Origin of the sequence: Sphingomonas sp. Leaf9 (assembly GCF_001421355.1) — a bacterium.
In the GTDB taxonomy this organism is placed as follows: Bacteria; Pseudomonadota; Alphaproteobacteria; order Sphingomonadales; family Sphingomonadaceae; genus Sphingomonas.
This window is the reverse complement of record NZ_LMKC01000002.1, coordinates 148,236-168,389: the sequence shown is the minus strand read 5'-3', so window position 1 is coordinate 168,389 and position 20,154 is coordinate 148,236. Positions and strand designations below refer to the sequence as shown.

The following is a 20,154-nucleotide window of genomic DNA, read 5'->3' as shown; positions in this document are numbered from 1 at the left end:
CTCGGGTTCCTGGCGGATGGAGGCACTGGCCGCCCCATCGCGCATCGCCGCCGCCGGGGCAAGGTTTGCGGGGCGCAGCCCCTTTTCCTCCCGCCCGCGATCCACTATTTCCGCGCGCATGAACGCGCCGAAACCCGAATGGGCCCCCCACGCCGCCGTATGGATCGGCTATCCCAGCCACGCCGAACTGTGGCAGGAAGACCTCGACCCCGCCCGCGACGAGGTGGTCGCCTTTGCCCGCGCGGTCCATGCCGATGGCCGGGGCGAAACGGTCCTGCTGGTCGCTGCCGATATTGAGGCGGCCGATGATGCGCGCCGGCGGGCCCCCTTTGCCGAAGTGGTGATCGAGCCGTTCGGCGATATCTGGCTGCGCGATACCGGCCCGATCATCGGCGGCGACGGCACCGCGCACCGGTTCCGGTTCAACGGATGGGGCGGCAAATACGACCTGCCCGGCGACGACGATATCGGCCTGCGTTTGGCACGCGAGCGCGGGATGGCGGTCGCCGACCATGACTGGGTGGTCGAGGGCGGCGCGCTGGACGGCGACGGCACCGGGCTGGTGGTGACGACCGAGCAATGCCTGCTGAACCCTAACCGCAACGACCATTTCTATCGCGATGCTGCCGAGACGCGGCTGCGCGAGGATCTGGGCTATGACCGGGTGCTGTGGCTGGGCGATGGCCTGATCAACGACCATACCGATGGCCATGTCGACAACCTCGCGCGGTTCGTCGGGCCGAACCGGCTGGCGATCCCGCAAGCCGCGGAAAACGACCCGAACTGGCGCATCTATCAGGACGCCGCCGCCCGTGCGACGGCGTTCGGCGTGGAGGTCGTGCTGGTCCCTTCGCCCGGTCGCGTGCTGTCGCCCGACGAGGAAATCATTCCGGGCAGCCACATGAACTTCTATATCGGCAATGCCGCCGTGGTCGTGCCGCTCTATGGCACCGGGACCGACGATGCGGCGGTCGCCGCCTTTGCCGAAATCTTTCCGGACCATGAGGTCGTGGGGCTGCGCGCCGACCATATCCTGACCGGCGGCGGCAGCTTCCACTGCATCAGCCAGCAGATTCCGGCGGCTTGATCGCCTTTGCGATCCGCGCCGCGCTGTCCGGGCTGATTGTCGCTGCCGTCGCACTGATCGCTAGGCGTAGCCCGGCGGCGGGGGCCCTGGTCGCGTCGCTGCCGCTCGTGTCGCTGCTCGGCATGATCTGGCTGTGGCGCGATACGGGGGACACGGCGCGGCTGGCGACCCATGCGGAGGCGACCTTCTGGTATGTCCTGCCCTCGCTTCCCATGTTCCTGATCGTGCCCGCGCTGCTGCGCCACGGCATCGGCTTTTGGTGGGCGCTGCTCGCCGGTTGCGGTGTCACGATCCTGCTGTATTGCGCCACTATCCCCGTCGCCGCCCGTTTCGGCGTCACGCTTTAGGACCCGCCATGACCGACATCACCGTTGCCGCGCTCCAGCTCGGCTTCACCGCCGATATCGACCGCAACATCGCCAATGTCTCTCGCCTCGTCCGCGAAGCTGCTGCGAAAGGGGCGCAGGTCGTGCTGCCGCCCGAACTGTTCGAGGGCGAATATTTCTGCCGGGTCGAGGACGAAGGGCTGTTCGCCAATGCGAAGCCGGTGGCCGAGCACAAGGCGGTGCGGGCGATGCAGGAACTGGCGCGCGAACTGAAGATCGCAATTCCCACCAGCTTCTTCGAACTGGATGGGCAGCATCATTACAACAGCCTGGCGATGATCGATCCCGATGGCCGCATCCAGGGCGTGTATCGCAAGAGCCATATCCCCGACGGGCCGGGATACGAGGAAAAATTCTATTTCCGCCCCGGCAATACCGGGTTCAAGGTGTGGGACGGCCCGGCGAAGCTGGGTGTCGGCATCTGCTGGGACCAATGGTATCCCGAAACCGCGCGCGCGCTGATGCTGATGGGCGCGCAGGTCCTGTTCTTCCCGACCGCGATCGGCAGCGAACCACATGACACCAGCCTCGACACCGCACGGCTGTGGCGGCGCGCGATGGTCGGCCACGCCGTGTCGAACGTCGTGCCGGTCGTCGCCGCCAACCGGGTCGGCGTGGAGCATGGCCAGACTTTTTACGGCACCTCGTTCATCACCGACGAGCGCGGCGATATCGTTGCCGAACTGGACCGTGAGGAAGAGGGCGTCATCACCGCCACCTTCGACCTTGACCGGGTAAAGCGCCATCGCGCGGCATTCGGCTTCTTCCGCGATCGCCGGCCGGAGCTGTACGGGCGGCTGGTGCAGGATATCTGAGCCTCTTCGTCGCTCCCGCGAGGGCGGGAGTGACGGTGGGAGGGTCAGTCCGTGAAGTTCGGCGCCCGCTTCTCCATGCCGGCGCGCACCGCCTCGACCTGATTGGGCGTGCCCAGCAGCGCCTGTTGTTCGGCGCTTTCGGCGGCGAGGATCGTGGCGGCATCGGCATCGTCGGCAAGGTTCGCGATCCGCTTGGCGGCGCGGACTGCATCGGGGCTGCGCGCCGCGATCGCGCGGGCGAGGACCATCGCCGCGCCGTGCGGATCATCGGCAAGCCGCGTGACGAACCCGGCCCGCAGCGCCTCCTCTGCGGTAAACTCGCGCGCGGAAAAGGCGAGTTCGCGCAGCAGATCACCCCGCACATCGCGCCACAGCGCAAAGCCCGCCATGTCGGCGACCAGCCCCCATTTCGCCTCAAGGATCGCAAAGCGCGTGTCGGGCGCGGCGATCCGCACATCGGCCCCGGCCATGATCTGCATGCCCCCGCCGAACGCCAGCCCCTGCACCGCCGCGATCACCGGCATCGGCAGCGTTCGCCAGCCCCACGCCACCTGCTGCACCCAATTGGCGATCCCGTGGCTGCGCGTTGCGAGGTCCAGACCCGCCGCGCCACCGGCCATGCTGGCCATGTCGAGCCCGGCGCAGAACGCCCGCCCCTCACCCGACAGCACGACGCAGCGCGCCGACGACACCCGCAGCGTGTCGATCGCGTCGATCAACGCGTCGAACATCGCCGGGTCGATCGCGTTCATCTTGTCCGCGCGCGCCAACCGCACCTCGGCAACGCCATCGACCGTCGAAATCGTCACCCGAGTCATGCGGCACCCTCATCCCGTTTTGTTTCGGGACCTAGCTACCCGGCGCAGGCGGCCCGCGCCATGGCGGATCGCCCAGCCGGTAGCCGCGTCCGCGATCGGTGTGGAGCAGCGGCGGCCCGGCGGCATCGAGCTTGGCGCGCAGCCGCGACATCTGCACCTGCACGACATTGGTGCCCGGATCGAACGCGCGGTCCCATACCGCCCGCAACAGCGCGTCGCGCGAAATGGTGCTGCCGGCATGATCGGCCAGATATTCCAACACCGCATATTCGCGCGGCAGCAGGTGCAGCGCCACGCCGCCGCGCCACACCCGGCGCGCGGCGCGGTCGATGGTCAGGTCGCCGATGGTCATCACCGCGTCGTGCCGGACCCCGCGCAGCAGCGCGAGCAACCGCGCGACGATCTCGACCGGGTGCGCGCGCTCCAGCACCGCGTCATCCGCGCCGGCCTCCAGCCCGGCGGCCAGCGCGTCGGCATCCTCGACCAGCAACATCGCCCGCACCGATCGCTGGCCCGCGCGCACCATGTGCAACCGTCCCGGCGCGCACCCTTCATGCGGTCGCCAGCGCGCCAGACGCACGGCAGCATGCGGGGCGTCGTGCAGCGCGCGCAACGCGATGCCGCACCGCTGCGCCGGGGCGACGAGCGTCGGAACGGGATCAAGGGCGACGACGACATGCATCGACGCCACCTTAACCGCCCATCGCCGGCGGGTTACGCCAACCGGGTCCGAACCGGATCGATCTGTTCCAGCAGGCGCCGCGCATGGATCGCCACTCGCCGCGACGCATCCCCCGCCGCCCGGTGCAGCGCCGCTTCCGGATCGGGGCCTGCGCGGACCAGCGCGTCGAGCGCGGTGATCCGCATCCGTTCGCACGGGTGGCGCGCGGCAAAGGTCTCGGCCAGGTCGAGCGCATCGGGCAGGTCGGCACCGACTGCCAGCGTCACCAGCGCCTCCGCCGGGGTCGAGGTCAGCACCTGCGCGATCGTGTTGCCGCGAATGTCGAACCGATACTGGTCAAGCCATGGCTGCGCCGCATCATAGCCGAGGATATTGAGCGACACCGAAAACGCATCGGGCGGTAGCTGGACATGCACGTCGTCGCGCATCCGGTAGAGCAGCACCTTGCCCCGATCGAGCCGCGACCGCCCGACATGGCGCAGCCCCGCAGCCTCGCCCACCACGCCATCGATCGCGCCGACATCATAGCGATAATCGTCGCTCCAATAGCCCGGCCCATGATAGCCGACCGTCAGGAACGGGAAATTATGGTCGTGCGGCAGATCGTAGAAAAAGGCGCCACGCCCGCCGGCCCGCAGCGCCCGGTCCTGTTCCGCCGGCCAGAAATTGGCGCGCAGCACGAACCGGCCATCGGGCGGACTCAGCAGCAGCACCTGCGCACCATAGGCATTGCCATCGACCTGTCCCCGGCACCGCTGGCGAAGCTCGGCCAGTGCGAGCTCGCCCAAAAATGTCCGGTTGCGCCCCAGCCGGGCCAGCGCGGGGCCGAGTGAGGCAAACGCATCCTCGTCGCGCACATCGACCGGCTCGGCGGCGAGCAGGTCGACCAGCCCGATCGCATCGCCGTCACCCGGGTCGATCAGGCGGGCCATGCCGGCTCCACGCGTTGCTCGACCAGCGGCAGCATCGCCTGCGCGGCAGTACGGACGTCGGGATGTAGATCATCGGTCATCGCCTGCAACCGCGGCAGCGCGGCGCGGGCGTCGGTGGCCAGCCATTCGCGCATCGCGTCCCAGCGGACGAAGAAGGCCGGATCGCGTGACAGGCTGTCGAACACCTCCGCATCCGCCTGCCCCAGTTCGCGCAGCAGCGTCAGCAGCATCGTGCTGCGCGCGGCACCGTCGTCCAGCGTCGCGACGCGGACCAGCGCGCCGCCCGTCCGGTCATATTCGCGCAGGAACGGCGCGGCACCGGGACGCAGCGTAATCGTGACCGACACGACCGCCGATGCAGGATCGACCAGCAGCATCGCATCGCTGCGCCCGTCCAGCCGCACCACCGCACCATCGCCGAGCGGCTGCACCCCCAGCGGCCGGGTGGGCGCGGCGATGCCGCCATGCCAGTGTTCGTCGATCCGGTCGGCACGCCATCGCCACAGCCGGGCCTGCCCCCCGCGCAGATACCGCGTCCACGACACCCGCCCGCCCACGACGACCGTATCGGGCAGCACCCGTGCGGCGGGGGCCAGCGGATCGATCGCCGCCATCGTCACGCTGGCCACCGGCGTCTCCGCCAGCACCATGCCCGTGCGCAGCATATCGCGCTGGCTCTTGAACGGCGGTTCGAACAGCGGATCGTCCCGCAATCGCGCGATCCAGGGGGCGAGCATTGCCGCGACCCATCCGGCATCCTCCACCAATGCACGCGCGGTGGCCTCTCCCTCGGCCAGCGTCGTTACATCCGCAAAGCGTGCCGTTACCGCCCGAACCGCCGCATCGTTGGTCCATGCGCGGCCGGCGGCCAGCGACCGGACCCGCGCCGCCGCGATCGCATCGCGCAACCGGCCATCGATCGGTGATGGCATCTCAGTTCGGGTACATCTCGTACACCAGCATGGCGACGGCGATGATATATTCGAAGACCTGATCGCCCGACGCCTCCGCCGCGCGGATCGCGCCGGTTGTCGCGACCTGCGTACCCAGTTCGACGATTTCGGCCATCGCGATGGTGACGATCGGCATGTCCTTCTTTCCCCTACAGACGCGACGACCGCGCGCCGCACCCGCGACCCTATGGCCCCGCAGCTGCCGCCCCTAGTTACAAGGCTGTTATGATCGCGCGCTTCAATCGGTCGGCGTTCCGCCCTATGACGCTGGCGATGACGTTCCCCGCCCCTTCGCCCGGTTTCGATCCGGCCCGTTTCTTTGCCGCGCGGCTCGATGGCCATGGGTCGCGCCTTGGCATCGGGTATCAGGCGCATGGGGCCGACTGGTGCGAATTGTTGCTGCCGTTCCGCGATGACCTGATCGGTGATCCGGCGCGCGGGGTGCTGGCATCGGGGCCGATCGTCACGCTGATGGACATGGCGACCAGCGTCGGGGTGTGGCTGAAGCGCGGGGCGTTCCTGCCGCACGCCACGCTCGACCTGCGCCTCGATTATCTGCGGCCGGCCACGCCGGGGCGAACGGTCGTCGGGCGCGGCGAATGCTACCGCGTCGCGCGGCAGGTCGCGTTCGTGCGCGGCATCGCCCATGACGGCGACCCGCACGATCCAGTCGCGCATGTCGCGGGCACCTTCATGCTGCTGGACGGTGCGGCATGACCGTCTCTCCCTATGCCGAACTGCTCGGCATGACCTTCGACACCGATGCCGACGGCCATCCGTTCGTGACGATGGGCTTTGGCCGCGACGTGCTGGGGCGGCCCGGTTTCGTCCATGGCGGCGCGATCGGCGGGATGCTGGAAATGGCCGCATGGGTCGCGCTGCGCGCCGCGCTGGGCGAGGACGTCACGACGATCAAGCCGATCAACGTCACCATCGACTATATGCGCGGCGGGCGCGAGCGGACGACCTTTGCCGCAGGCAACGTCACCCGTCTGGGCGCGCGGATCGCCAATGTCACCGCCACCGCATGGCAGGACGACCGCGACCGCCCCATCGCCGCCGCCCGGCTGAATTATCTGCTGAAGCGGTAGCGCCCACCCGGATATTTTCGCCGCCCGCGATAGTTGTGCGACATTTGGACCCTATTGCCCCTGTTCCCGCATCGTGGCGGGCAGGGTTTGGAAGGAATGCGCATGGCGCGGTGGACGGTATTGGCACTGGCATTGGGCACCGCGCCCGGCGCATTGGCGGCACAGACCGCCCCCACCACTCCGACCCCGACCACCGCGCAGACCCAGACGCCCGAACCCGCCCAACCCGGATCCGGCGGCGCAGGGGGCACCGATACCGAGAGCGAGGCGGAAGAGATCGTCGTCACCGGCCGCCCGCCCCCCGGATCGGTCCCCGGCGACATCAAGCCGGAATTGCAGCTCTCCCCCCGCGACATCCGCTCATACGGCGTCAGTTCGGTCGCCGAACTGGTCACCGAACTCGCGCCGCAGCTGCAATCGGTGCGCGGCGGGCAGCCGGTGTTCCTGGTCAACGGCCGCCGCTCGGCCGGTTTCCAGGAAATCCGCGACCTGCCGACCGAAGCGATCCTGCGCGTCGATATCCTGCCCGAAGAAGTCGCGCTGAAATACGGCTATCGTTCGGATCAGAAGGTCATCAACTTCGTCCTGCGCCCCCGTTTCCGCAGCTATACCGGCGAACTGCAAGGCAGCGCGCCGACCGATGGCGGGTCGAGCAATTTCGAGGCCGAGGGCGGGCTGGTCCGCATCGACCAGGACAAGCGCTTCAACCTGAACCTGCAGGCCGAAACCACGTCGAACCTGCTGGAGAGCGAGCGCGGAATCATCCCCAACACCACCGGAACGCCGTTCGACCTGACCGGCAATGTAACCTCGACCATCAGCGGCGCAGCGATCGATCCGGCATTGACCGCGCTGGCCGGTACGCCGGTGACGATCGCGGCGGTCCCGGCGGGCACGCCGACGCTGGCCGGCTTCGCAGCGGGGGCGAACACCCCGAACATTACCGACACCACACCGTTCCGCACGCTGTCGGGCGCGGTCGACCGGTTTTCGGCGAACGGCGTCTATGCGCGCAGCATCTTCGGCAATGTCGCGGCGACGGTGACGACGCGGGTCGAACATACCCGTACCGAATCGCTGCTGGGGCTGCCGGGCGTCTCGCTGACGCTGCCGGGCAATACGCCCTTCTCCCCCTTTGCCAGCGACGTGATCGTCCGCCGCTATGCCGACACCGATCCGCTGATGCGCAATGGCGAGACGACGACGGCCAATGCCGCGCTGGCGCTGAACGGCGATATTGGTCGCTGGCGCTGGACGGTGAACGGCAATTACGACCGCACCGAAACCAGCACCCGCACCGAACGCGGCGTCGATATCTCCGATATTCAGAGCGCGGTGACGGCCGGCACATTCAGCCCGTTCAGCGATCTCGGCACGCTGACCCGCACCGCCGACCGCGCGAAATCGGTGTCGAGCGCGGCGGGGCTGAACGCGCTGGTCGCCGGGTCGCCCTTCTCGCTCCCCGCCGGGGAAGCGAACACCAGCATCCGCGTGGCGGCGACGACGACCGACTTCACCAGCGATTCGCTGCGGGCCGGCATCGCCAATTCGACCAGCCTCGGCCGCGACAGCGGATCGATCCGCGCCAATATCGACCTGCCGATCGCCAATGCGGCGCGCGACGTGCTGTCGGCGCTCGGCCGGCTGTCGCTCAACGCCAATGCCGAGGTCGAGCAGCTATCGGACTTCGGCACGCTCACCACCTATGGCTATGGCATCAACTGGCAGCCGATCACCGCGCTGCGCCTGCTTGCCTCGGTCAGCCATGAAGAAAATGCGCCGACGCAGCAGCAGCTGGGCAATCCGCTCATCACCACGCCGTTCGTGCGGACATTTGATTATGTGCGCGGCACGACCGTCGACGTCACCACCATCGGCGGCGGCAATCCCGATCTGGTGTCGAGCAACAGCCGCGTCATCAAGCTGGGCCTGAACGCGAAACCGTGGAGCGAGCGCGACATATCGTTCCAGTTCGACTATACCGACAGCCGGATCGATAATCCGATCCAGAGTTTCCCTGCCATCACCGCTGACATCCAGGCGGCGTTCCCCGACCGGTTCGTGCGCGATGCCGATGGCGTCCTGCTGCGCGTCGACAATCGCCCGATCAACTTCGCGCGCGCGGACAGCAGCCAGCTGCGCTATGGCATCAACTTTTCGAAACGGGTGACGACCGCGCGGTCGCGCCAGTTCGAGGCATTGCGCCAGGCGCGGATGGACGAGCGCCGTGCCGCGCGTGAAGCGGCCGAGGCCAATGGCGCGCCACCCCCGCCCCCGCCGGGCGATGCCCCGCCGCCCGGTGAAGGTCGCGGCGGTCCCGGTGGCGAAGGGCGGGGTCCAGGCGGCGGACGTGGCTTTGGCGGCCCCGGTGGTCCCGGCGGCGGCTTTGGCGGACGTGGCGGCGGCGGTGGCGGCTTTGGTGGCGGCGGGCGGATCTGGGCCAGCCTTTACCACACGGTCAACCTGACCAACACGATCCTGATCCGGCCGGGCCTGCCCGTGCTCGACCTGCTCAACGGATCGGCAATCAGCGATACCGGCGGCCAGCCGCGCCACCAGCTACAGTTCAACGGCGGCTATACCCGCAACGGCATCGGATCGCGGCTGGTGGTGAACTGGCAGTCGGGGACCGAGGTCGACGGCGGCGCGACCGGTTCCGCCCAGCGGCTGAACTTCGGCAGCCTCGCCACCGTCGGTCTGCGCCTGTTCGCCGATCTGGGGCAGCAGCCGGGACTGGTACGCGACAATCGCTGGCTGCGCGGATCGCGGATCAGCATCGGCGTCGACAATCTGTTCAATGCGCGCCAGCGGGTGACCGATGCGAACGGGATCGTGCCGATCAACTATCAACCGGGCTATCTCGACCCCAATGGCCGCACGGTGCGGCTGACGTTCCGGAAGCTGTTTTTCTAAGGGGCACACCCGTTCGTCCTGAGTAGCCACTGAGCTTGTCGAAGGGGCGTATCGAAGGACCGCGACCAGGTACTTCGATACGGGTCTTCGACTTCGCTCAGCCCCTACTCAGCACGAACGGATAGGCTTCATAGGTGCGCACCATCGCTCCCTTCCCGGAGAGGGCGGGGAGTCGACTGGCTCAATGCGCCGGCATTTCCCGGCCCGGACGCGGCACGTCGGCGCGGTCGGCGGGGGTACTGTCGACGCTGGCCATGCGCGCGCCGCCAAAGCCCGGCGTCGCCTGATACAGCAGGGTGATCGCGACGCGGCGGTTGCGCGGGTCGTACGGGTCCTTGACGATCATCGGTTCGCGGTCGGCCACGCCCTCGATCCGTTCGAACCGGCGCTCGCCGACCCCGCCCATCGCGAGGCGACGGCGCGTCGCCTCCGCGCGGCCCGACGACAGCATCCAGTTGTTCATGTCCTGCGGCCGGCCATAGGCGACGGCATCGGTATGCCCGCGGATCATGATCGTGTTCGGCAGGTCGCTGACCGTCTGCGCGATCATCGTCATCAGCTTGGCCGCCTCGGGCGCCAGCGCCGTCGTGCCGAGCGCGAACATCGAATAATCGGCATTGTCGACCAGATCGATCCGCACGCCGTCGCGCGTCGGCACGAACCGGACGTTGCGCGACAGCTTGCGCAGGTCGGCATTGCTCGCGAGCTTGCGCGCCAAATCGCGCTTGACCTGTTCGAACGCCTTCTTGTCGGCGGCGGTCAGTTCGGCCTTGTTCTTCAACCGACCCTTGTCGCCCGCCCCTTCCTTGGCACCACCGCTGGAATCGGCCGGAATGGTCAGCGACCGGGTACCGGTCTGCGCCGCGCGATGCGGGTAATTGTCCTGGTCGACGATCGATTCGCCGCCGAACAGCCCGTTCGACCCCGCCGACCCGGCCTTCACCGTGACCAGCGTCGGCGCGAAGAAATCGGCCAGCCCCTTGCGCTGCTTCTCGGTCGTCGCGCCCAGCAGCCACATCAGCAGGAAGAAGGCCATCATCGCCGTCACGAAATCGGCATAGGCGACCTTCCACGCACCGCCGTGATGGCCGCCATGGCCCTCGGCGATGATCTTCTTGACGATGATGACGGGCGGCGGCTGGTTGTTGCCGTGCGGTGCGCGCGCCATGGATCAGCGTCCGCGCAGGCCGTCGAACACTTCGGCGAACCCCGGCTGGTTGTGATGCGCGATGCCCGATCGCGCCGCTTCGATGACCAGCGGCTGCGGATGGCCGTGGAGCGAGGCGATGATGATCTGCTTGACCACATGATAGATGGCGGCATCCGCGTCGATCACCTGCTGCAACCGCCCGGCCAGCGGCCCGACAAGACCATAGGCGAGCAGAATGCCGAGGAACGTGCCGACCAGCGCCGACCCGATCATCCCGCCCAGGATCGACGGCGGCTTGTCGATCGATCCCATCGTCTTCACCACGCCCAGCACGGCGGCGACGATGCCAAGTGCCGGCAGCGCGTCGGCCAGGCCCTGCAACGTCGCCTGCGGACCCTGTTCCTCGTGGTGGTGGGTCTTGATGGCGTTGTCCATGACCTCCTCGACCGCGTGCACGTCCAGCGTGCCCGACGACACGACGATCAGGCGCAGCGTATCGGCGATCAGGTTGACCAGCGTATGGTCCTTCATCAACCGGGGATATTCGTTGAACACCGACGACGATTTCGGGTCCTCGACATGCGGTTCGAGCGCGATCGGCCCTTCGGCGCGCAGCATCTTCATCAGCTTCGACACCAGGAAGATCGCGTCCAGATAATCCTGCTTCTTGTACTTCGGCCCCTTCAGCACCTTCATGAAGCCGCTGCCCATGCCCTTCAGCTCGCGGCCCGAATTGCCGATGATGAGCGCGCCGACGGCGGCCCCGCCGATGATGAGCATTTCGTGCGGCAGGGCGTGCAGCACGGGACCGAGCGAACCGCCGGTGAAGGCGAACCCGCCGAACACCATGGCGATAAGGACGACGAAGCCGATGGCCGGAAACATATGGCGCTTGCCCCTGGGTTACGAAATGGCGCCCCGCCGGTCGCGGCGCGTCATGTGATCCCCCTTTTGCGCGACAGACGTCGAGAAATCGTTACCGGCCACCGAATTGGGTCAGGCCGGGTCGCGGGCGATCATTTCAAATAATTGAAAAGCGACAGGTTCGCGAGCTTCGAGATCGTCGCCTGCGTTGCGTTCAGGATGGTCAGCGTCTTCTGGAACTGGACCGTCATCGTCGCGATGTCGACGTCCTCCAGCGAGCTGCGCGCCTCTTCGCGGTCGATGCCGACCGATTCGAGCTGGCTCGATTCGATCTCCAGCCGCGCCGCCCGCGCGCCGTTGGCTGCGCGTGCCGACGTGATCTGCGCCTCGGCCGTATTGAGTTTGCCCAGCGCCGAATTGATCGCCAGCGCATATTTGCTCCGCGCCGCATCCGCATCGAACGGCACCGCCGGGTCGGTCGTGCCGGTGCCGATCCCGCCGGTCGTTCCCCCCGTGGTGCCGCCCGTGCCTGTCGCACCACCGGTCGTCACCGGATCGGTCAGCGGCATTTCCATCGCCGCCTTCAGGTCGTCGATCAGCTTGAAGATATCGGTCGTGCCGGTGGCACCGCCGAAGACGCGGCTGCCATCGATGCCGACCTGAATCTCGCTCGCATCGCCGATGCGGATGCGTGCGGTCGCGTCGATGTCGACCACGGTCGCCCCGGTCGCGTCGATGCCGGTATATTTGATCGCCCCGTCGGCATCCTTGGCAAAGGCGACGTCGCCCACCCCGCCGAAGATCGCATGGCCGCGCACATCGCGGGTATTGGCCAGCGCCAGCAACCCTTCGCGCAGCTGCCCCAGTTCGGTCGCGATCGACACGCGGTCCTTGTCGTTCAGCGTCTCGCTGCCCGCGCGCGTCGCCAGTTCGCGCACGCGCACCAGCCGGTCGTCGACATTGCCAAGCGCGGTATCGGCCTGCGCCAGCAACCCGCGCGACAAGGTGATGTTGGAGCGAAACGCGGTCGAATCCGCGTCGTCCTTCTTGATCCCGCCCAGCATCATCCACGCGGTCGAATCCTGCGACGCGACGTTCAGCTTCTTCGTCGTCATCTCGGTCTGATACCGGTTGAGATCGGCGTTCAGCCGCGACATCTGTGCAGCGGAGCGGTTGTAGAAGCTGGCGGTGGAAATCTGCATCATACGTCCTATCGGATCGCGAGAATCGTATCGAGCGTTTCGCGCGCGACCTGGATCACGCGGCTCGACGCCTGATAGGCCTGCTGGAACCGCATCAGGTTGACCGCTTCCTGATCCAGGTTGACGCCCGACGACGCATCGCGCGCATCGACGGCGGAATCGCGGATCGCGCCCTGTGCGTCGGACACGGTCTTGCGCGCGGCCAGCGCCGACCCGTTGCTCGATTGCAGCGCGACGACCTTGGTTTCGAACGCTCCGGTGCGCCGCGCCTCGGCCAGCACGGCCAGGTTGCCGCTGTCGCGCGGCCCCTTGCCGACCGTTGCCGCCGCGATTTTGCTGGGGTCGTCGAACAGCCGCGTGACACGCCCGCTCGCATCGATCGCGAACATCGCATTGCCGGCGCCGGTATTGCCCTTCGCATCCTCGCCGGCGGCGAACGCACCGTTGACGCCGGTGACGAACGAGGTCGCCAGATCGACGACCTGCGAACGCATCTCGTTGATGCGCTGCGCCCCGTCGATCATGCCCGCCGTCGATCCGCCGCGCGGCGACAGCACGGTTTCCTTGCCATCGCGCATCGCGGCGAACACCGGCAGGTTGCTGGTTTCGTCGCGCCACATGCGCACGGTCGATGCCTTTATACCGTGGACCAGCGGCGGCGTGTCGCCCCCGCCGGCGCGCACCGTCACCCGGCCTACGGGATCGAACTGCACGTCGATGTCGATCAGCTCGCTCATCTCATCGAGCATGCGGTCGCGCTGGTCGAGCAGCTGCACCTCGCCCACCGATCCGCGCGCCACGCGCGCCAGGCCATCGTTGATCCGGGCCAGCGCAGCGGCGTTGTTGCCGATCTTTTCAGCAGCATTGACGGCGGTCTGGTCGAGATTGACCGACGCATCGTCCAGCGCCTTGACCGTGCCCGAAAACGACTGGGCGACGCTTTCCGCCTCCTCCAGCATCGCCCGGCGCGGCGCGTCCGCCGACGGATCGGCCGACAGGGTGGTACCTGCGTTGAAGAAGGCGGTCATCCGCGTGGTCAGCGCACGGCTGCCCAGCGCGTCCTCGATCCGGGTCATCCACACGATGCCGCCGTCGCTCCGCGATACGTCGGACGTGGTCTGGCGCACATCGGCCGACCGGAACATGTCGGCGGAACGCGAAATGCCGGCAACGGTCACGCCGCTGCCGGTCAGCTGGACCGACGATCCGACCCCGATCTCGGCCAGCGAGGTCGTGCGGCGGACATAGCCGGTGGTGCCGGCATTCGCGATGTTATCCGACGTCGTGGTCAGCGCCGACTGGTACGCCCTGACCCCGCTCGCGCCGATCGACAGCAGGTCGCTCATCCGCTCTTCCCTTCGGAGGAGTTAACGGCAGCTTGCGACGGACTTTGCGTCGAATTGGCGGTATCCGCCTCGTTAACCTTCTGCGCCTTGGCCAAAAACTCGGTCATTGCCTTGCCAATGCCTAGCGGCGTGGTGACTGCCATGCTCTCTGCGACCTTCTGGTCCCACATGTCGCGGAACTGGCCGGCGGCCTTGTTTTCGAACAGGCCGTCCGCCAGCTTCGCCTGGCGCATCGATTTCAGCATCATGCCGGTGAAGACCGCCTCGAACCGTTCGCCCGCGGCCTTCAGGTTCTCCTTGGTACCGGTGCGGCTGGTGTCGACCCCGATGCCGGTCGTCGCGCCGATCATGCTCACAGGACCACCAGTTCGGCCTTGAGCGCACCCGATTCCTTCAGCGCCTCGAGGATCGCGACCAGATCGGCGGGCGACGCGCCGATCGCGTTGATCGCCTTCACCACATCGGCCAGCTTGGGACCGGGATCGAGCAGGAACATCGGCTTGACCTCCTGCTCGACGGTCACGCCGCTCTTCTGTTCGACGGCGGTCTGGCCCTGGCTCAAGGGGGCGGGCTGGCTGATGCGCTGGTTCTCGTCGATCTTCACGGTGAGCTTACCATGCGTCACGGCCGAGGGCGACACGCGCACTGCCGAATTGATGACGACCGTGCCGGTGCGAGCGTTGACGATGACGCGCGCCGCCGTCTCGGCGGGCTGTACCGGCAAATTCTCGACCTCGCTCATCAGCATCGACCGGGTATCGGCCCCCGGCGCCGCGCGCATCGCCACCGACACCGCGTCGATCGCGGTGGCGGTGCCGGCGCCGAAGCGGCGGTTGATCGCACCCGCGACATTCTGCGCCGTGGTAAAATCAGCCTGCGCCAGATTGAAGGTCAGCGTGGGCGCGGTGGCAAAGCCGGTGTCGACGGTGCGCTCGACCGTCGCCCCGTCGGGAATGCGGCCGGCCGAGGGAATGTTGACCACGATCTTCGAGCCATCGGCACCTTCCGCCCCCAGGCCGCCGACCGCCAGGTTACCCTGCGCCATCGCATAGATCTGTCCGTCGGCACCCATCAGCGGGGTCATCACCAGCGCACCCCCTCGAAGGGATTTTGCCTTGCCCATCGAGGCGACGGTGACGTCGATCCGCTGGCCAGGCTTGGCAAAGGCGGGCAGTTCGGCGGTAATCATCACCACCGCCGCGTTCTTCAGGCCGGGATTGATCCCCTGCGGCAGCTGCAGCCCCATGCGCGACGTGATCGCCTTCACCGACTGCACGGTATATTCCAGATTGTCGTCGCCGGTGCCGGGCAGGCCGACGACGATGCCGTAGCCGGTCAGCTGGTTGGACCGGATGCCCTGGAAACGGCCGAGGTCCTTGACCCGCTCCGCAGCAGCGGGCTGGATCATCAGGAAGGCGGCGAAGATGGCGAGCAGCAGGCGCATGGGCGGTCCTAGAACGGGCTGACGACCTGGAAGAAGCGGCTGAGCCACCCCTGCCGGCTGGCGCGGGCGACATCGCCCTTGCCGGTGTAGGAAATGCGGGCATCGGCGACGCGGGTCGACGGCACGCGGTTGTTGGCATCGACATCGGCGACGCGCACGATGCCCTTGATCGCGACGAATTCGTCGCCGCGATTGAGCGTGACCTGCTTGCGCCCCTGCACCAGCATCGTGCCGTTGGGATAGACTTCGGCGACGGTCACCGACAGTTCGCCCGACAGCGCGTTGGTCTGATCCGCCGTGCCCGTACCGCCGAAATTGCGCTTGCCCGATGCCGACGCGATGTTCGGATCGAACGACAGCGGCCCGACCGACGGCGGGGTGATGCCGAAGCCGCCGCCGCTGTCCAGCTTGGACCCGGCCGACTTCGACGCACTGGTGCGTTCGACCAGCACGATGGTCAGCGGGTCGCCGACCTTCTTCGCACGCCAGCCTTCGTACAGCGCGGCATAGCCCTGATCGACCTGGAAGATCGCGCCGGTCGCGACGACCGGGGTCATCGGCGGCGCAGGGCGTGATGCCGAATAATCCTCGGGCGGCAATTTCCTGCCGAACAGCGGGCGGGCGGTTGCCGGCATTGCCGCCAGCACGACCGAGGCGAGCGCGAGGGCGCGCGCGGCGTCAGATGTTCTGGTTGACATATTTCAGCATTTCATCGGTGGCCGAGATCATCTTGGAATTGACCTCGTAGGCGCGTTGCGTCTCGATCATGTCGACGAGTTCCTCGACGACGTTGACGTTCGATCCTTCTAGCATCCCCTGCCGGATGCGGGCGCGGCCATCGAGGCCGGCGACGCCGGTCTGCGCGGCACCCGATGCGCCGGTTTCGATCAGGAAATTGTCGCCGACCGGTTGCAGCCCTGCCGAATTGGCGAAGGTCGACACCTGGATCTGGCCGATCGGCGTCGCTTCGGTCTGGTTCGGGATGGTCGCGCTGACCGTGCCGTCGCCGCCGATGGTGATCGAGGTCGCCCCTTCCGGCAGGGTAATGCCGGGCATCACCTGATAGCCTTCGGTGGTGACCAGCATCCCCTGCGGCGAGCGGCTGAAATTGCCGGCGCGGGTATAGCCCAGCTGCCCGCCGGGCAGCTGCACCTGGAAATAGCCATCGCCTTCCAGCGCGACGTCCAGCGTGTTGCCGGTCGACGACAGTGACCCCTGCGTCTGGATGCTGGCGGTCCCCTGCACCTTCACGCCGGTGCCGAGGTTCAGCCCGGTTGCATAACGCGATTCAGCGGTTGAGGCGGCACCTTGCGCGGTGACGATCTGGTAGCTCAGCGCCTCGAACGAGGCGCGGTCGCGCTTGAACCCGGTCGTGTTGACGTTCGCCAGGTTGTTCGAGATGACACGCATCCGCGTGTCCTGCGCGTCCAACCCGGTGCGGGCGATATGGAGTGCGGCATTGGCCATCGTGTCTTCCCCTTAACTCTGGACGCGCATCAGGTTGGCGGAGGATTCATCCATCTCCTTCGCCTGCTTCAGCATGCCCGCCTGCACTTCGTAGGACCGCTGGTTCTCGATCATGTCGACCAGCGCCTGCGTCATGTTGACGTTCGATTGTTCCAGCGCGCCCGAGCGCACCTTGGCGGTCATGTCGCCGGGCAGGACGCCGCCGCCGCGCACATGCAGCAGGTTGTCGATGCCCTTGACCGTCTGGCTGCCGGCGGTGCTCGCCAGCTTGATCTGTCCGATTTCCTGGTCCGGCGTGCCCGGTGCCGCGCCCTGCGGCACGATCATCACCCGGCCATCGGCCGTGATGGAGATCGACTGGTACGGCGGCACGGTGATCGGCCCGGCGGCACCCATGACCGGCAAGCGATCGCCGGTCTCCAGCGTGCCGGCGGCAGAAACCTGCAGGTCGCCGCGCCGGCTATAGGCTTCGGTGCCATCGAGGCCCTGCACCGCCATCCAGCTGTCGCCTTCCATCGCGATGTCGAGCGGGCGGCCGGTGGCGAGGATCGCGCCGGCCCGGCGGTCCATGTCGCGCACCTCTTCGGAAGAGGGCGAGCGGGTTTCGAGTTCGCCGTTCTTGCCCTTCAGCAACAACTGCTCGAAATCCACCTTGTCCGCGCGATACCCGATCGTCGAGGCGTTCGCGATGTTGTTCGCGATCGTCGCCTGCGACGCCATGTGGCCACGCATCCCCGACATTGCGGTGTAGACCAGCCGGTCCATCGAAACCTCCCAACTATGACCCCTGCCTCACAGCAAGGGTCATGCCAGTTTCATGGGTTAGAACCCGTTCGAAAATGCGTAGAGACGCATTTTGCGGCACCAGCCCGCTCCCCCACCCGGCCACCCACACGGTATCCTCGATGGGTGGCCGGGTGGGGGAGCGGGCCGGTACCGCCTCAAAACGCGCGCTTTCGCGCGTTTTCAGACAGGCTTATCAGGCCCGCAGGTCGAGGATCGACCGCGTGATCTGGTTCGAGGTGTCGAGCGCCTTCGAGTTCGCCTGGAAGTTGCGCTGTGCGGCGATCAGGCTGACCAGTTCCTCGGTAATGTCGACGTTCGACCCTTCGATCATGCCCGACATCAGCGAACCCGCGCCGTTCTCGCCCGAGCTGGCAAAGCTGGGATCGCCCGACAGGCCGGTCGCCTGCCAATTGCTGTTGCCCATCTGGCGCAGGCCGGCCGAGTTCGAGAAGTTGACGATCGCGACCTGGCCCAGCGCCTTGGTATCGCCGTTCGAGTAGCTGGCGGTGACGATGCCCTTTTCGTTGATCGTCACGCCCTGCAACCGGCCGACGGCGATGCCGTCCTGCGTCTGTGTGTCGACCTTGAACGGCTTGGTCGTCGCCGCCGTGGTGGTCGGGAACGTCAGCGTGATCTGCTGCTGGGCGACGCCGCTGGCCGGCATGAACGAATCGAACGTCGTGCTGATGGCGCCAGAGAGCTTACCGGTGCTGTCGAAGCTGATGGTCACTGGCTGCGTGCCGGGAATTGCCGGGGTATTGCCGTTTGCTCGCGTACCGCCTTTTTCCATCTTAGCGTCGCCGACGAAGCTATATGCTTCCCACGTGCTCGACAGATCATTCGGGTTATCGTCGGGGTCGGTCGTACGGACCATGTACGTGGTCATCGTCATCGGGTTGCCCGCGCCGTCATAGACGACCGTCGTGAGCGCCTCGTTGTAGCTGGTGGCATCGAAGCGATCGAACTTGGCCGTCGCCGGCTTGACCGAACGTGCATTGAGGTTGAGGTCAATGCTGACCTTCTCGGTACCCTTCGGCTTGCCGGAGGTTTCGTTCAGTACCAGATCGGTGAGCGACCCGCGGGTGGTCGACACGACATTGCCCGACCCGTCGACCGGATAAACCTGCAACCGTGCGCCCTGCGCATCGGTGACGAACTGGTTGGCATCGACGCGCAGCGAGCCGTTGCGGGTGAAGGTCAGGCCATCCTTCGTGGGATCGGGCTTCAGTGCGAAGAAGCCGTCACCGGCGATCGCGATGTCGAGCGATGAGGACGACTGGACCAGGTTGCCCTCGCCGAACTGCTGGCGGTTGCCCTTTACCACGGTACCCGACCCGACCATCTGCGTCGGTGCGACCGACAGGTTGGATGCGATCACGTCGGCGAATTCGGCGCGGCTCTTTTTGAAGCCGGTCGTACCGACGTTGGCGAGGTTGTGCGAGATCGACGCCATGTCGACCTGCGAGGCCTTCAGACCGGACAGCGAAGTATAGAAGGACATGCGGGTTGCTCCTGCGAAAATTCAGATGAAGAGGGTGGAAATCAGGCGATCTTGCGAACGGTGTCGGCCAGCACCTGCTCGCCGCTGGTGAGCGTGAGCATCGGCTTGCCGCCATTGGGCATGACGGAGGATACCCCCGCCCAGGCGAGGTTGCGGGCCTTCACCACCTGTCCGCCGGCATCGGTCGCCGCGACACTGATGGTGTAGGGGCCGGCGCCGGCGGCGGTGCCTGCATCGGTCTTCCCGTCCCACTGGTAATCGACCAGGCCGGCGGGCTGCGCGCCCAGCGACACCGCGCGGGCAAGGTTGCCTTCGGCGTCGCGGATCTCGACCTTCACCTGCGCGGCATCCTTGTCGAGTTCGACCGCGCCGGTGACATTGCCCTTGCTGTCGGCGGTCGCGGTGGCGCCATCGGTCAGCACCGCCTTCCCGATCCACGAAACCGCGTCGCTCGTCCCGCTGCCGGCCAGTCGGTTCGCCAGCGTCTTGAGCGTCGAGGTCATTTCGGTAATGCCCGACAACGACGACATCTGCGCCATCTGCCCGACCATCTGGGTATTGTCGGTCGGGTTGAACGGGTCCTGATATTGCAGCTGCGCGGTCATCAGGCGCAGGAAATCGTCCTGCCCCAGCGAGCGCTGGCCGAGCTTTGCCTTGGCCGAGGCGTCGCTGGCGCCCTTGACCGTCGGAATGTTCTGGATGGCGGTGGTGGTCATG

22 protein-coding genes are annotated in these 20,154 nt (G+C 67.1%); 6 read left to right on the top strand and 16 right to left on the bottom strand.

From position 1 onward, the window contains the following. Nucleotides 1-118 precede the first annotated feature (118 nt). From ASE58_RS04935 to aguB, 3 genes are read left to right on the top strand one after another with little or no spacing between them, the layout of a single operon-like run. Nucleotides 119-1,087 (top strand): agmatine deiminase family protein, encoded by a 969-nt coding sequence (locus ASE58_RS04935; protein ID WP_055818427.1) that lies wholly within the window; start codon nucleotides 119-121, stop codon nucleotides 1,085-1,087. Beyond that, nucleotides 1,084-1,434: a DUF3147 family protein gene (locus ASE58_RS04930; RefSeq protein ID WP_055758509.1), complete on the top strand. Its 351-nt coding sequence runs from the start codon at nucleotides 1,084-1,086 to the stop codon at nucleotides 1,432-1,434. The genes ASE58_RS04935 and ASE58_RS04930 overlap by 4 nt, the downstream gene beginning before the upstream one ends. 8 nt (nucleotides 1,435-1,442) lie before the next feature. Further along, nucleotides 1,443-2,288, top strand: a complete 846-nt coding sequence (gene aguB / locus ASE58_RS04925) for an N-carbamoylputrescine amidase (protein WP_055818425.1) — start codon at nucleotides 1,443-1,445, stop codon at nucleotides 2,286-2,288. A 44-nt stretch (nucleotides 2,289-2,332) separates the two neighbouring features. Here aguB and ASE58_RS04920 read toward each other — a convergent pair whose 3' ends face one another. The 5 genes from ASE58_RS04920 to ASE58_RS17810 are packed head-to-tail and all read right to left on the bottom strand — an operon-like array spanning nucleotide 2,333 to nucleotide 5,809. Continuing rightward, the gene (locus tag ASE58_RS04920) at nucleotides 2,333-3,106 is read right to left on the bottom strand and encodes a crotonase/enoyl-CoA hydratase family protein (RefSeq protein WP_055818423.1); all 774 of its coding nucleotides are present in this window, start codon (nucleotides 3,104-3,106) and stop codon (nucleotides 2,333-2,335) included. Nucleotides 3,107-3,137: 31 nt separating this feature from the next. Continuing rightward, nucleotides 3,138-3,788, bottom strand: coding sequence for a winged helix-turn-helix domain-containing protein (locus ASE58_RS04915; RefSeq protein WP_235513535.1), 651 nt, complete (start codon nucleotides 3,786-3,788; stop codon nucleotides 3,138-3,140). 32 nt (nucleotides 3,789-3,820) lie between these two features. Further along, nucleotides 3,821-4,720, bottom strand: coding sequence for a hypothetical protein (locus ASE58_RS04910; protein WP_055818419.1), 900 nt, complete (start codon nucleotides 4,718-4,720; stop codon nucleotides 3,821-3,823). Further along, complete coding sequence (locus ASE58_RS04905; protein ID WP_055818417.1) at nucleotides 4,708-5,652, bottom strand: hypothetical protein; 945 nt, start codon at nucleotides 5,650-5,652, stop codon at nucleotides 4,708-4,710. Before ASE58_RS04905 ends, ASE58_RS04910 begins: the two co-directional genes overlap by 13 nt. Nucleotide 5,653: 1 nt before the next feature. Next, complete coding sequence (locus tag ASE58_RS17810) at nucleotides 5,654-5,809, bottom strand: hypothetical protein (RefSeq protein ID WP_156347617.1); 156 nt, start codon at nucleotides 5,807-5,809, stop codon at nucleotides 5,654-5,656. 137 nt (nucleotides 5,810-5,946) lie between these two features. On the opposite strand from ASE58_RS17810, the gene ASE58_RS04900 reads away from it, so the two are divergent. The 3 genes from ASE58_RS04900 to ASE58_RS04890 all read left to right on the top strand — a co-directional run bounded on the left by ASE58_RS04900 (nucleotide 5,947) and on the right by ASE58_RS04890 (nucleotide 9,677). After that, on the top strand, nucleotides 5,947-6,390 hold the full coding sequence (locus ASE58_RS04900; protein ID WP_055759295.1) for a PaaI family thioesterase: 444 nt from the start codon (nucleotides 5,947-5,949) through the stop codon (nucleotides 6,388-6,390). Beyond that, complete coding sequence (locus tag ASE58_RS04895; protein WP_055758492.1) at nucleotides 6,387-6,764, top strand: PaaI family thioesterase; 378 nt, start codon at nucleotides 6,387-6,389, stop codon at nucleotides 6,762-6,764. Before ASE58_RS04900 ends, ASE58_RS04895 begins: the two co-directional genes overlap by 4 nt. Nucleotides 6,765-6,866: 102 nt before the next feature. Further along, entirely contained in the window at nucleotides 6,867-9,677 is a 2,811-nt protein-coding gene (locus ASE58_RS04890; protein ID WP_055818415.1) for a hypothetical protein, read from the top strand. Nucleotides 9,678-9,858: 181 nt separating this feature from the next. Here the strand turns inward: ASE58_RS04890 and ASE58_RS04885 are convergent, their stop codons facing one another. The 11 genes from ASE58_RS04885 to ASE58_RS04835 form a co-directional block, all read right to left on the bottom strand. After that, complete coding sequence (locus ASE58_RS04885; RefSeq protein ID WP_055818413.1) at nucleotides 9,859-10,845, bottom strand: flagellar motor protein MotB; 987 nt, start codon at nucleotides 10,843-10,845, stop codon at nucleotides 9,859-9,861. A 3-nt stretch (nucleotides 10,846-10,848) separates the two neighbouring features. After that, entirely contained in the window at nucleotides 10,849-11,712 is an 864-nt protein-coding gene (gene motA, locus ASE58_RS04880) for a flagellar motor stator protein MotA (protein WP_055758486.1), read from the bottom strand. A 131-nt stretch (nucleotides 11,713-11,843) separates the two neighbouring features. Beyond that, nucleotides 11,844-12,893, bottom strand: a complete 1,050-nt coding sequence (locus tag ASE58_RS04875) for a flagellin N-terminal helical domain-containing protein (protein ID WP_162233503.1) — start codon at nucleotides 12,891-12,893, stop codon at nucleotides 11,844-11,846. 8 nt (nucleotides 12,894-12,901) lie between these two features. After that, nucleotides 12,902-14,239 carry a flagellar hook-associated protein FlgK gene (flgK, locus tag ASE58_RS04870; protein ID WP_055818409.1) on the bottom strand — a complete coding sequence of 446 codons (1,338 nt, stop codon included), beginning with the start codon at nucleotides 14,237-14,239 and terminating at the stop codon, nucleotides 12,902-12,904. Next, complete coding sequence (locus ASE58_RS04865; RefSeq protein ID WP_055818407.1) at nucleotides 14,236-14,589, bottom strand: rod-binding protein; 354 nt, start codon at nucleotides 14,587-14,589, stop codon at nucleotides 14,236-14,238. The genes flgK and ASE58_RS04865 overlap by 4 nt, the downstream gene beginning before the upstream one ends. Nucleotides 14,590-14,591: 2 nt before the next feature. Then, a complete protein-coding gene (locus ASE58_RS04860) occupies nucleotides 14,592-15,683 on the bottom strand; it encodes a flagellar basal body P-ring protein FlgI (RefSeq protein ID WP_055818404.1) in 1,092 nt (363 codons plus the stop codon). An 8-nt stretch (nucleotides 15,684-15,691) separates the two neighbouring features. Next, nucleotides 15,692-16,381 (bottom strand): flagellar basal body L-ring protein FlgH, encoded by a 690-nt coding sequence (locus ASE58_RS04855; protein ID WP_055818401.1) that lies wholly within the window; start codon nucleotides 16,379-16,381, stop codon nucleotides 15,692-15,694. Further along, nucleotides 16,362-17,150, bottom strand: a complete 789-nt coding sequence (flgG, locus tag ASE58_RS04850) for a flagellar basal-body rod protein FlgG (protein ID WP_055758475.1) — start codon at nucleotides 17,148-17,150, stop codon at nucleotides 16,362-16,364. The genes ASE58_RS04855 and flgG overlap by 20 nt, the downstream gene beginning before the upstream one ends. 12 nt (nucleotides 17,151-17,162) lie before the next feature. After that, the gene (locus ASE58_RS04845) at nucleotides 17,163-17,915 is read right to left on the bottom strand and encodes a flagellar basal body rod protein FlgF (protein WP_055758472.1); all 753 of its coding nucleotides are present in this window, start codon (nucleotides 17,913-17,915) and stop codon (nucleotides 17,163-17,165) included. Nucleotides 17,916-18,129: 214 nt separating this feature from the next. After that, complete coding sequence (locus ASE58_RS04840) at nucleotides 18,130-19,437, bottom strand: flagellar hook protein FlgE (protein ID WP_055818399.1); 1,308 nt, start codon at nucleotides 19,435-19,437, stop codon at nucleotides 18,130-18,132. 41 nt (nucleotides 19,438-19,478) lie between these two features. Continuing rightward, the gene (locus ASE58_RS04835) at nucleotides 19,479-20,153 is read right to left on the bottom strand and encodes a flagellar hook assembly protein FlgD (RefSeq protein WP_055758466.1); all 675 of its coding nucleotides are present in this window, start codon (nucleotides 20,151-20,153) and stop codon (nucleotides 19,479-19,481) included. Nucleotide 20,154: the final 1 nt, after the last annotated feature.

What these genes read in the sequence shown, in the direction of transcription:
- ASE58_RS04840 (WP_055818399.1), bottom strand. Translation starts at nt 19,437, where the DNA reads ATGTCCTTCTATACTTCGCTGTCCGGTCTGAAGGCCTCGCAGGTCGAC.
- ASE58_RS04875 (WP_162233503.1), bottom strand. Translation starts at nt 12,893, where the DNA reads ATGCAGATTTCCACCGCCAGCTTCTACAACCGCTCCGCTGCACAGATG.
- ASE58_RS04860 (WP_055818404.1), bottom strand. Translation starts at nt 15,683, where the DNA reads ATGCGCCTGCTGCTCGCCATCTTCGCCGCCTTCCTGATGATCCAGCCC.
- ASE58_RS04835 (WP_055758466.1), bottom strand. Translation starts at nt 20,153, where the DNA reads ATGACCACCACCGCCATCCAGAACATTCCGACGGTCAAGGGCGCCAGC.
- ASE58_RS04855 (WP_055818401.1), bottom strand. Translation starts at nt 16,381, where the DNA reads ATGTCAACCAGAACATCTGACGCCGCGCGCGCCCTCGCGCTCGCCTCG.
- ASE58_RS04900 (WP_055759295.1), top strand. Translation starts at nt 5,947, where the DNA reads ATGACGTTCCCCGCCCCTTCGCCCGGTTTCGATCCGGCCCGTTTCTTT.
- ASE58_RS04910 (WP_055818419.1), bottom strand. Translation starts at nt 4,720, where the DNA reads ATGGCCCGCCTGATCGACCCGGGTGACGGCGATGCGATCGGGCTGGTC.
- ASE58_RS04920 (WP_055818423.1), bottom strand. Translation starts at nt 3,106, where the DNA reads ATGACTCGGGTGACGATTTCGACGGTCGATGGCGTTGCCGAGGTGCGG.
- ASE58_RS17810 (WP_156347617.1), bottom strand. Translation starts at nt 5,809, where the DNA reads ATGCCGATCGTCACCATCGCGATGGCCGAAATCGTCGAACTGGGTACG.
- flgK (WP_055818409.1), bottom strand. Translation starts at nt 14,239, where the DNA reads ATGAGCGACCTGCTGTCGATCGGCGCGAGCGGGGTCAGGGCGTACCAG.
- aguB (WP_055818425.1), top strand. Translation starts at nt 1,443, where the DNA reads ATGACCGACATCACCGTTGCCGCGCTCCAGCTCGGCTTCACCGCCGAT.
- ASE58_RS04865 (WP_055818407.1), bottom strand. Translation starts at nt 14,589, where the DNA reads ATGATCGGCGCGACGACCGGCATCGGGGTCGACACCAGCCGCACCGGT.
- ASE58_RS04905 (WP_055818417.1), bottom strand. Translation starts at nt 5,652, where the DNA reads ATGCCATCACCGATCGATGGCCGGTTGCGCGATGCGATCGCGGCGGCG.
- motA (WP_055758486.1), bottom strand. Translation starts at nt 11,712, where the DNA reads ATGTTTCCGGCCATCGGCTTCGTCGTCCTTATCGCCATGGTGTTCGGC.
- ASE58_RS04935 (WP_055818427.1), top strand. Translation starts at nt 119, where the DNA reads ATGAACGCGCCGAAACCCGAATGGGCCCCCCACGCCGCCGTATGGATC.
- ASE58_RS04895 (WP_055758492.1), top strand. Translation starts at nt 6,387, where the DNA reads ATGACCGTCTCTCCCTATGCCGAACTGCTCGGCATGACCTTCGACACC.
- ASE58_RS04845 (WP_055758472.1), bottom strand. Translation starts at nt 17,915, where the DNA reads ATGGACCGGCTGGTCTACACCGCAATGTCGGGGATGCGTGGCCACATG.
- ASE58_RS04885 (WP_055818413.1), bottom strand. Translation starts at nt 10,845, where the DNA reads ATGGCGCGCGCACCGCACGGCAACAACCAGCCGCCGCCCGTCATCATC.
- flgG (WP_055758475.1), bottom strand. Translation starts at nt 17,150, where the DNA reads ATGGCCAATGCCGCACTCCATATCGCCCGCACCGGGTTGGACGCGCAG.
- ASE58_RS04915 (WP_235513535.1), bottom strand. Translation starts at nt 3,788, where the DNA reads ATGCATGTCGTCGTCGCCCTTGATCCCGTTCCGACGCTCGTCGCCCCG.
- ASE58_RS04890 (WP_055818415.1), top strand. Translation starts at nt 6,867, where the DNA reads ATGGCGCGGTGGACGGTATTGGCACTGGCATTGGGCACCGCGCCCGGC.